Source organism: Arcobacter sp. LA11 (assembly GCF_001895145.1).
GTDB lineage: Bacteria > Campylobacterota > Campylobacteria > Campylobacterales > Arcobacteraceae > Halarcobacter.
Genome location: NZ_BDIR01000028.1, coordinates 1 through 11,279, shown reverse-complemented (window position 1 = coordinate 11,279; position 11,279 = coordinate 1). Strand labels below are relative to the sequence as shown.

Genomic DNA, 11,279 nt, shown 5'->3' with positions numbered 1-11,279 from the left:
CCTCTGTTTTTGGACGGGAATTATAATAGATTTTTTCTCTCTTGTCAAGGGTTTTTTCTTAGTACTGGCTTAAATTCTTAATTTCTTTTGCTTTTACTACTTTTAAGCCTTCTTTTATTCAAATATATATAGTTTATCATTCGATATTTTCGCTGATGAAAGAGAATAAAAAGATTTATCTAAAATTTTGTCTGCTGTTCCAATTGATATAGCAATTGTTAATTTTATATCTTTTTCTTCATTTTTAAAGTTTATTTTTAAATTCTTTAGGAAATCTACTATTTCTTGATAGTCTTTATTTTCATCTAAAATCATACCTATTTTAGGTCCAAATAATCTGTATGTATCAAATTTTTCATTTACTTCAGAAGTAATTGCCTTAAAGAATTCATTTGAAGCTTTAATATTATATGATTCTGAAAATTCAACTAGAGAATCTAAATAAATTTCAAAAAATGTAATTTTTTTATCAGAAATCTTTTTTAAATCACTTTTTAATTTATTAATATTGGGTAATTTTGTTATTACATCAGTATAAGAAGGTATACTATTAATATAAGATTTAAAAATGTTTTTTACATTTAATTCAATAAATTTTTTATTTTTATTTAAAATCTTTTCAAAAGCTATTTTATAATAACTAGAATAATATAAAACCAAATAATAGTCATCTTGAATATTTATCTTATATCTATCAAATCCAATTTCTAAGATATTAAATTTTTCATCATTTAGTTCTATTTTTACTTTTGCAGAACCAAAAAATATATTCTCAGAAATAAGTATTTCAATTTTTTCATTTAGCCATATATCATTTGGTTCACTAATATCTAAGATATCTTTTATCAAACCTTCTATATATAATAATGATGCATTTTTTAAATTTAATTCTTTTATTTCAACTGATTTATTAATTAAATCTTTTCCTACTCGTAAATATTCATTATTTGAAAACCTAATCTGATTCCTAAAATTAAACTGTTTAAAATAAGTGCTTGCATAATTATAAATTATTTGCTTGTTTATTGTATAAAACTCTTTGTCTAAAAAGTTATTATTGTCCAATCTCTGATAAATAAAATAGAAGTCTTTTGATTTTGTTTGAGAGTTTTCTTCTTTTTCATATGAAAAATAAAGAGATAAACTTAGGTATATTTTTGCATACATACTCATTAAATGTGAGACAAGATTATTTTTTTCAATATATTTTATGATTTCTTCTATATAACTATTTTCAGAAGTACTAATCTTTAAAGATATATACTTTTGTATTATTCTATCTATTATTCTTAATTTATAAAACTCATAATAATCGTTATCAAACTTATTCTTTTCTAATAATGATTTTACAAGTGAATCTAATTTTCTTTTTTCAATATCATCACTATACAAAACAATATTATGAATAATTAACATATCAATATTTGAAATTTCATCTAAACTAATAAAAAACTCTATAGGGTCACTATACTCATCTAAACTAACATTTGTCGTATTAGAATATAAATATTTATAATTCTCTAATAGTTTTTCTCTAAAATCATTAATATCAGATACATTAATATGCTGTGAAATATTTACACTCTTATTATATAAAATAAAAATGTCTTCTAAATCTTTTGAATCAGAAAAGTCAATATTTTCTATATGCAGTTTCGTTTTTAACTTATATATTAATGTTAAAATAAGTGTTGTAATTTTATCTAAGAAAGATAAATAGTACTTCTCTTCACAATTTAAAAGCTTAAATCCATCATAAATTTTATTTAACATAAAAGCATATTTTTGGATTACTATATCTTTATTGTTTGTATCAATAGATATATAAGTCATATTAGTAAAGTATAAAAGCAATTTTCCTAATATACTATTCAAAGATTTTATATCATTTTCTTCTAGTTGAATTTTATTTTTTGTATTTGATATAGTATTTGTAATCAGTTCAAGAATTCCATTAATATTTTTTCTTCTTTGTATATCTAATGAATTAATAACACAGATTTCATTTAAAACTTCAAGCAATGCAAGATAATATTTAAAAGATAAATCGAAATTTTGTTTATCATTTTTAATAAATTGTTCACAAACTATATCTTCATAATCATTTAAAAATAAATGTAACTCTTCAATTGAAAACATATTTTCATCTGTCAGTAAACTATACTTATTTCCATTTGACAAAAGATTTAAAATAATAAATATTTCTTTAAAAAGATGAACTGAATTTTCCTTAATAATATTTTTCATTCTATTTTTTATATTTTCTAATAAAAATATTTTATAGTTATAACTATTCTTTACAAGTTCTCTTAAATCAGAAGGTAATACTTGATTTTCTAAATATAAACCAATTATAAAGTTTAAAACAGTTTCATATTGAATATCAATAGTATTAATAATCGAACTATCAACTTCTAACTCATACGCTTTAATTAAATTTGTTATTTCAAAAGTATCATTATCTATAGGAAAAAGTGCGTTTGAATTTATATTTTCAAGTAGTTCATTATCTATATTTAACATTTTAAGCCTTATCTCTCATGTAATGCATTTTCTTTTGTTTTCAAAATAGGTTTTAATATAAAATCTAAGATAGTTTTCTTTCCTGTTTTAATATCTACTGAAGCAATCATACCTGGTATAATTGGTAATTTTTCTCCATTTTTTTCTAAATAGTTTTTCGTAGTTTTTACAACTACTTTATAATAACTTTTATCATCTTTTGATTCTTTATCTTTAATACTATCTGCAGAAATTTCAACAATTTTACCTTCTAATCCACCATATATAGAGAAATCATATGCCGTAATCTTTACAATAGCTTCTTGTTTAGGATTAATAAATGCAATATCTTTAGGATCAATTTTTGCTTCAACAAGTAAAATTTCACTAGAAGGAACAATTTCAATTAAATCCATACCTGATTTAATTACACCACCAACAGTATTAACATTAATTTGTTTTATAATCCCATTTACAGGTGAATTTAGAATTGTTTTTGATAATTTGTCTTCGTCTGAAACAAGTTTAGATTCATATTTCTTTATTTCTGTATTTATTTTTTGAAGTTCATTTAAAACTTCAGATTTAAAAATTTTTACTTTTTCTTCTTTTCTATTTCTAGCTTCTTGTATTGCAAATTGAAGTCTTGGAATGGATAATCTAGTTGATCTTAATTCTCCATCAAGCTGACTATATTCTTTTTTTAATTTTAATAAATCAACATTCGACCTAGATCTTCTTGCAACTAATTTTGCAATAGTATCTCTTTCTTCTGCAAGGATCTTTAAACTTCTACTTAACTGATAACTTTTACTTTTTGTCTCTATAAGTTCTTGCTTTTTCTGTTTATATTGTCCATCTAGAATTCTAACTGTACTTTTTAGTTCTTCTATTCTTTTCCTAAAAAGATTCTGATCATCATTTGCAAAAACTTTTGCTTCTAAAAGAATTTCTTTGGAAAATTTAAGTTCTGGTATAGTTTTAGAAATATCTATTTGAGATTCGGCTTCTAGTCTAATTTTTGTAATAAGTAAATGATAATATGTCTTTTTATTCTCTTCAAGTGAAGCCTGAAACCTTGTAGTATCAATTTTCATTAGAGGTTGGTTTATTTTTACTATTTGACCTTCACTAACTAAGATATCTGAGATTATACCACCATCTAAACTCTGAATAGTCTGTATCTTTTCAGAAGGTATTACTTTACCTTCACCTCTTGCTAATTCATCTATAAGAGAAATATATGCCCAATAAATTGCAAAAGAAAAAAAAATAAATATTAAAAAGAATAAAAGTAAAGCTTTTCCATTTATTTTTGCATTTTCTTGAGCGTAAAGTGTATTTACAAAACTTATGTCTTCTTCATTTCTCATATTAATCTCTTGATACTCTCTTAGTAATTTTTTGACTATTTGCAAATGAACTTATAATTTTTGCTTTTGGCCCATCAGCAATTATTTTTCCATCATCAACTACAATTAATCTATCTACAATTGACAAAATTGACGGTCTGTGTGTTATTACAACAACTGTTTTATCCTGTACAATATGAGCTAACTTACTCTTAAATGCTTCTTCACTTAAATCATCCATAGAGTTTGTAGGCTCATCTAATATTAGTATATTTGGATTGGATACAAGTGCACGTGCTAAAGTAACGGATTGCCTTTCACCACCACTCAAACCTTCACCTCTTTCTCCTACTTGTAAATCATATCCTGACTGATGTTTTCCTAGAAAATCATGAACACCAGATATTTTTGAAGCTTTTAAAATCTCTTCATCAGTAGCAAACTGGTCTCCAATAGTTATATTATCTTTTATCGTTCCCATAAATAGAAAAGGTTCTTGAGGAACATAACCAATAGATCTTCTTAAATCAACCGGATCAATTTGTCTAAGTTCTGTATTATCAACTAATATTGAACCTTCTGTAGGTTCATATAAATTCATCAATAATTTTGCAATAGTAGATTTTCCAGAACCAATTTTTCCAATAATCCCTACTTTTTCACCTTGTTTAATAGTAAAATTAATATCTTTCAATACATTGAAATTTTGATCTTGATAAGAAAAAGATATATTTTTAAAAATTATATCTCCGTTTAAATCTGGTCTACTTAAATAATGCTGTTCTTCACTTCTTTCCACTGGCATATTCATAATCTCATCAATATTGTTAAGAGATATCATAGTTCTATCTAATCTAATAATCATACCAACTATTTGAGATACAGGAGCAATTACTCTACCATTTAATATCATAGAAGCAATAATTGCCCCCATAGTTATCTGACCTTCATTTGCAAGTAATACTCCTGCTGCAACTATTCCTATACTAGATAGTTGAGATATAAATCCTACAAAATATGTCACTACTTGGGATAAGTAATGTGATTTATTACCATAAAAAGAAGTTTGAGAAATTGATTTTTCCCAGTGTGTTCTCATTCTATTTTGAGCCCTTACACTTTTAATGATTTCTAAACCAGTTACAGCTTCAGTTAGAACTGTTTGCTTTACTTGATCTTCTTTTGCTGACTTTAATATTGTATCTTTTATTGGTCTTTGCATAATCCATGAAAAACTAATTGCAATAAAAATAGTAACAATAGATACATATCCTAAAGGGCCACCAATAAAAAAGATTATAAAGATAAATATAATTACAAAAGGAAAGTCTACAAATGCAGTTATCGTAGCTGTTGTAAAAAACTCTCTAACACTTTCAAAAGATTGAAGTCTACTAACAAACATACCTGTAGATGGAGGCTTAGCATTCAACTTGATATTTAAAAGTTGATCAAAAATAAGACTTGACATTCGTATATCAGCACGTTTTCCTGCTTGCTCAATAAAATGTGCTCGCAAGAGTTTCAATATAAAATCAAATATTAAAACAATAGCAATTCCCGAGACTAATACCCATAGAGTATCTACAGCTTTATTTGGCAAAACCCTATCATATACATTCATAGTAAAAAGAGGTACTGCTATTACAAATAGATTAATCATAATTGCAGCTAAAATAACTAGATAATAGATTTTAAAGTTCTTTCTCATTGTACTCCAAAACCATTTTTTGGCTTCGTATACTTTTACATCTTTATGTACTCTATTCTCAAAATTATAGGCAGGTTTTATAATTAATAAGTTTCCACTATATTCTTTTCTAAAATCATTTAAAGAGATAGTGATTTCGCCTAAACTAACATCTGGTATTATCACTGTTATTTGATTTTCTTGTAAATTTACATTTAAAACTACACATGCCTTATTTGTATTAAAAAGGGCAACTGCAGGAAGTGACATATTTTCAATATGTTCAATTTTTCTTTTTATAGGTTTTGCTATAAGTCCAATTCTTTTTGCTGACTTTATAAACATTGATGGGTTCATAATTGAACCATGTATTGCAAGACCTGAGACCAGAGACTCAGAAGAAGCTACTCTTTTGTGAAATTTCGATAAAAAAAGTAGAGACTCTAAAAGAGTATCTACTTCTCTATTTTCAACGATATTATCAAACTCGTTGTTTATATCTTCCAAAGGTTATCCTAAATAATATTATTTAGTAAATTTTCTAATATATGACCCTGGGAAATTTCCATCAATTTTAGATTGAATAGTTTTAACTTCATCCATTGTAGATATATTATAAATCACTACACTATTATAACCTCTTGCAGGTTCAAGTTTAATATTAATATCTTCGCCAAGAATATTTTTTGCTTTTCCTAAACTTTCTTCAGCTCTCGTAATATTTCTATATGCAACTATATATAAACCATAAGTACCTTCAATATTTGCAGCAGGAGGAAGTGATGTAGATTCATCAGCTAACATAGCTTGAACATCATCAGATGTTGTTTCAACTACTTGTACTCTTTCTTCCATTTTTGGCTTTGTTTCAGTACAAGCTTCAACATTTGCATTTACTACAGCTTCTTCGATTCCACCTAACTTTGTAAAAACTTGAAAGTAAGCAGAGTCTAAATCATATTCGGCATCTATTAGATCTTGTTTCGCACTTGTTAGATCTCTTTCTATATTTAAAACATCAATAAAAGTTCTAGTTCCGCCTTCAAATTGATCTTTATAGATAGATAAAATATTTTCATTGTCTTTAATATATGCTTCTAATTCAGTTACTCTTTTTTTAGAGTATACAAAAGTATTATATGAAGCGGTAGTTTCATCCACTACTTCAGTAGTAACTGTATCAAGATTTTTTTGTGCTTCTTGTAAAAATATTTTTTCTCTCATAGATGATGATTTATCTTTATTTCCATTAAAAAGGTTATATGCTAATTCAATTCTTGCAGTATAAACTTGCGTTCGTTCATCTTCTGTAACTAAGTCTTTATCAAAAATACCTTGTGCCTTAAACTTAATTGTTGGATAGAAACTTGCATCTTTTTGATTTAAAATAGCTCTTTGCTCTTTTATATTTTCAACTTGTTCTAAAATTAAAGGATTAGTAACTAAAACATCATCAATTAATGTTTTTAAACTTGTAGGAACTCTTGAATTATTGATATTTGGTCTACAAGATTTTCCATCGGGAGCTATACCAACATTTTTTGTAAATGAACTTACTGCTCTTAGATTATTATTTGTATCTGCATACATACTATTCTTGGCAAAATGTATTTTTGCATTGACTTGAGCCTTCTGTAAGGACTCTCCACTAATCTCTTCAGTCTCTTTTGCAGTTATCAAATAATCTTCATAAATAGCTAAACTTTTTTTAGCAACATCTAACCTATTTTTATATTTAACTAAATTTAAATAAGAATCAACACTATCATAAATAATATCATCCACAATACTTTCATTTAAATATTTATTTGAGTTATACCTATATTGAGCTTCATCAATTTGACCACTAGTCAATCCACCATCATAAATAAGTTGTTCAAAATCTAACTGTGCGTTATACCCTTGAGTATCTGATTCTGTCTTATTTCCTATATCAGGACTAGTTTTTGTCCTTTTTGTTCCTACATATGCAGTTAAATCTAATTTTGGATAATAACCACCTTCTGCTTCATCAATGTACAATTTGTATGCATCATTATTTTTTAATGTTGACAAAACTTTTGGATTGTTTGTCATTGTATGTTCTACAACCTCTTGAAGTGTATTACCATATAAATAAGTTGAACTTATTAATATTATTGTTGGCAGACTTAATTTTATCATGCATTTTTTCATTTTAGACCCCTAATTCTAATAAAAAATAATTTTCTCAAAGAAAATATTTTATGCTACTATCCTCAAATTTAGCATATAAAGCTTTAAGATAGCTTTAATTTCATTTAATTATAATTGAATTGTAACTAAAATATGGAAATGAGATTATGGGCTATTCATTAAAAGATATATTAAAGAGTTTGAAAGTATTATTTGTTTCAAAAGAGATAAATATTTCACCAAAAGAAGTCAGTGTTTTAGAACATTTTTTTCATAAAATAATAATCTCACACTCTGCCGAGAGAGCATACAAAATATTCTCAATAGAACATCCAGATGTAATAGTTACAGATATAAATTTATCAAATATAAATGGTATAGACTTATGTAAAAAGATAAGAAAAATAAATCATAGTGTACCTATTATAATATTATCAAAAGAGAAGAATGAAAAATACCTTTTTGAAGCAATTAGAATACAAGTAATCGATTTTGTTATAAGACCTGTAAAAATTGAAAATCTAATTTTTGCACTTAATCAAACAGCAAAACACATTGTAAACCATGGAAATGTGACAATTAGTCTTCAGAATGGAAGCATATATGATTATCATGAAAAAACAATATTTACTGAAGGAAAAAATACAACAAAGTTAACAAAAAATGAGTTTAGATTACTAGAACTTTTCCTTGCAAATAAGCATAAAACTTTAAGTAGAGAAGACATAGAGAATTACTTATGGGCAAATGAAGAAATAACTGAATCAGCTTTTAAATCACTTTATTCGAGATTAAGAAATAAAATTGGAAAAGATTCTATAAAAAATGTATTTGGAATTGGTTATCAACTAACTTAAATTTAAAAAAGAGCTAGTTTAAAAAACCAGCCCTTTTTTTGCAAAGTTATTAAATCTCTACGTTATCTGCTTCAATTAATAATTTGACCGTATTATCTGTTGTCGAAGTGTAAGTTGTATATCCTTCAGCATCAGGCGTTGTTGAAGGACTCCAATCAGCTGTATCTAATTTAACTTTATCTCCTGTACTTGAATCTCCATCTGTAATAATTTTTAATGTATTATCAGCATCAGTCATTGCAATAACATCTAAATAATCTATATTTGATAAAATATGATCGCCTGATGTTAAATCAATCGTATCTAAATTATCTCCAATTTCTGAAGTTGCATTAGCTAATAATGAAACCATATCAATTTCGCCACCATCTACATCAGTGACTGTAACAGTTTGATCATATAATTCACCAATTTGATTAGCTGTTAATACTATATCATAAACTTCTATATTATCAATTGATGCATTTGGTGCATGTCCAGAACCTCCATCATATCCACCAATATTAATTTTTGAAGCATCAATTATATCAATAGGATTAGTTAAAACTGAATTATCAACTAAAACTCCATCAATATATAAATCTAATGAAGCATTACTAATACTATATGCAATTTGATGATAAGTTTCATCACCTAATAAACTAGAAATATCATATTGTAATTCTACTGATTTCTCAGAACTTGATTCATCATTTGTCCATACTCTAAGTAATTTATCATCTGTACCATTTCCTAATGCAATGGCTGTACTATCTAGCCAACCATTACTATTACTAAGTTCAAGTATTCTTTCATTACTAGATGTATTAATAACTGAATCAAACTTAACCCAAGCGATCATTGTTAATTCATTATTAAAAGACAATATAGTATCTGTCCTTTGATCACTAGTATCTCCAACTGCAAATGTTTTTTCACTTCCATCTTCAGAAGAGTAATATTCTGAAAATACCGGTTGAGGGAATGGAGCAACAGTATTATAATTAAATTCTGGAGCATCATCAACAGGAGTAACATCAATAGAAACTGTAGCAATATTACTTGTTAAGCCTGTACCGTTTTGATCTGTAACGGTATACTCAAATGTTGCTTTTCCATTATAATCTAAATCTGGTGTAAAAATTACATTACCTAAGCCATCTAATACGGCTGTTCCACCAACTTCAGTTCCGGCAACTAAAGTTAATTCTAACTCTGAAAGAGATCCATCTACATCGCTATCATTTGCAATTAAATCTGTAATTCTAATACTAATAGGTTCTTCTTCTATAGTTGTTAAACTATTCTCTAAAACTGGATTATTTTGAACTTGCCCATTATTTTCATTTCCTGATTTATCATTATATGGATTAACACCTTCAAAATCATAGTAAGCTACAAGCTCATCTCCAATAATTACTTCCCCTTTAGAAACTGCTTCTACTTCGGTAGAAGATAAAGCTTTATTATGAATTTGAATATTATCCATTGAACCATCAAAGCCTTGATACCAAGAATCATCTCCAAAACTAAAGATACCTGTATTACTTAAAGAATCTCCAGTAAAGGTAAAGCTTGAATCCTTAACACCATTTATATATAAACTAACAGTCTGTCCCTCTTTTACATAACTAATTTCAGTCCACTCATTCAATTCTATTTCAGCCACGCTATTTTTATTATTATTCCAATTAGTTGTTGAGCTTAATGTATAGTGAATTTTATTTGTATTTGGATGCATCCATATACCTGGACCTCTTTCTGAATTAGTATCACCCTTATGCATTATGTTTCTCCATGCACCTGTATGATCTATATCTAGATACATAGAGAAAGAAACAGTAAAGTCAGAATTATCTTTTCCTAACTCTAATTCAGGAGAGTTTTGAACTACCATACTAGAATTAGAATTAAAGTTAATATGCATTTCTTCAAAGTCATTATTAGCAATAGGTGCATCATTTACAGGATTAACGGTCACAGAAACTGTTGCTTCAGGAGAAACATCTCCATCTGCATCAGTTATCTTATAACCTATTGAATCATTCCCATTATAATTTTCATCAGAATCATATTTAATTTGCCATTTACCTTCATCTATATTCCAAACAACTTCCGCTGTTCCATTTGTTGGATTAGTTGTTATTGTAATTGGATTAGTCAAAGGATCACTTGTCATAGCTATATTATCTGCACCTAAACTATCATTTGCCAAAACATCAATATAAACAATACTATCTTCATCTGCTGATACAGTATCGTTTAAAATTACTGGAGTATCATCATCAATTAATAAAGTAAGATTACCATCAGCTTTATCCCCATCTCCATCTGTTACTGTAAATCCTATTACAAATGATGCTTCATTCTCTGTATTATTACCATCATTTTCATGTATTACATTTCCAGTTTGTGTATATACATATTTACCTGTATTCTCATCTAATGTTATCTTAGCAATTTCAACTGCTGTTCCACCTTGGTCTTGCGTTATTATAAATGAACCTGATGCATCTACGCTAAATGTAATACCTACTGCTCCTGATACTGTAGAACTATTCGCTATATTCCATGCTACTGTTCCACCATCTGCTCCTACATCAAATTGAAGTGTTTTAACTTGATTATATTCTTTACTATCACTCCCTGCTCCATCTGATGGATTATTACCATATCCAGAATTCCCATTTAGTCCTGCTACTGTATCATCATCACTGATGATTCTCATTGTATTTGTTTCATATG

Annotated in this window: 6 protein-coding genes; 1 reads left to right on the top strand and 5 read right to left on the bottom strand. The window is 26.9% G+C overall.

The window, feature by feature from the left end:
- Positions 1-114 precede the first annotated feature (114 nt).
- From BT997_RS15200 to BT997_RS15185, 4 genes are read right to left on the bottom strand one after another with little or no spacing between them, the layout of a single operon-like run.
- Complete coding sequence (locus BT997_RS15200; protein ID WP_072682777.1) at positions 115-2,523, bottom strand: hypothetical protein; 2,409 nt, start codon at positions 2,521-2,523, stop codon at positions 115-117.
- An 8-nt stretch (positions 2,524-2,531) separates the two neighbouring features.
- Positions 2,532-3,875, bottom strand: a complete 1,344-nt coding sequence (locus BT997_RS15195; RefSeq protein WP_072682778.1) for an HlyD family type I secretion periplasmic adaptor subunit — start codon at positions 3,873-3,875, stop codon at positions 2,532-2,534.
- A 1-nt stretch (position 3,876) separates the two neighbouring features.
- On the bottom strand, positions 3,877-6,051 hold the full coding sequence (locus BT997_RS15190; RefSeq protein ID WP_072682776.1) for a type I secretion system permease/ATPase: 2,175 nt from the start codon (positions 6,049-6,051) through the stop codon (positions 3,877-3,879).
- 18 nt (positions 6,052-6,069) lie between these two features.
- The gene (locus BT997_RS15185) at positions 6,070-7,719 is read right to left on the bottom strand and encodes a TolC family protein (protein ID WP_072682775.1); all 1,650 of its coding nucleotides are present in this window, start codon (positions 7,717-7,719) and stop codon (positions 6,070-6,072) included.
- A gap of 146 nt (positions 7,720-7,865) precedes the next feature.
- Here BT997_RS15185 and BT997_RS15180 point away from each other — a divergent pair, with 146 nt between their 5' ends.
- Entirely contained in the window at positions 7,866-8,555 is a 690-nt protein-coding gene (locus tag BT997_RS15180) for a response regulator transcription factor (protein ID WP_072682774.1), read from the top strand.
- A 49-nt stretch (positions 8,556-8,604) separates the two neighbouring features.
- On the opposite strand, the gene BT997_RS15175 is transcribed toward BT997_RS15180, so the two are convergent.
- On the bottom strand, positions 8,605-11,279 hold a 2,675-nt coding region (locus BT997_RS15175; RefSeq protein WP_143145220.1), incomplete at its 5' end, for a LamG-like jellyroll fold domain-containing protein.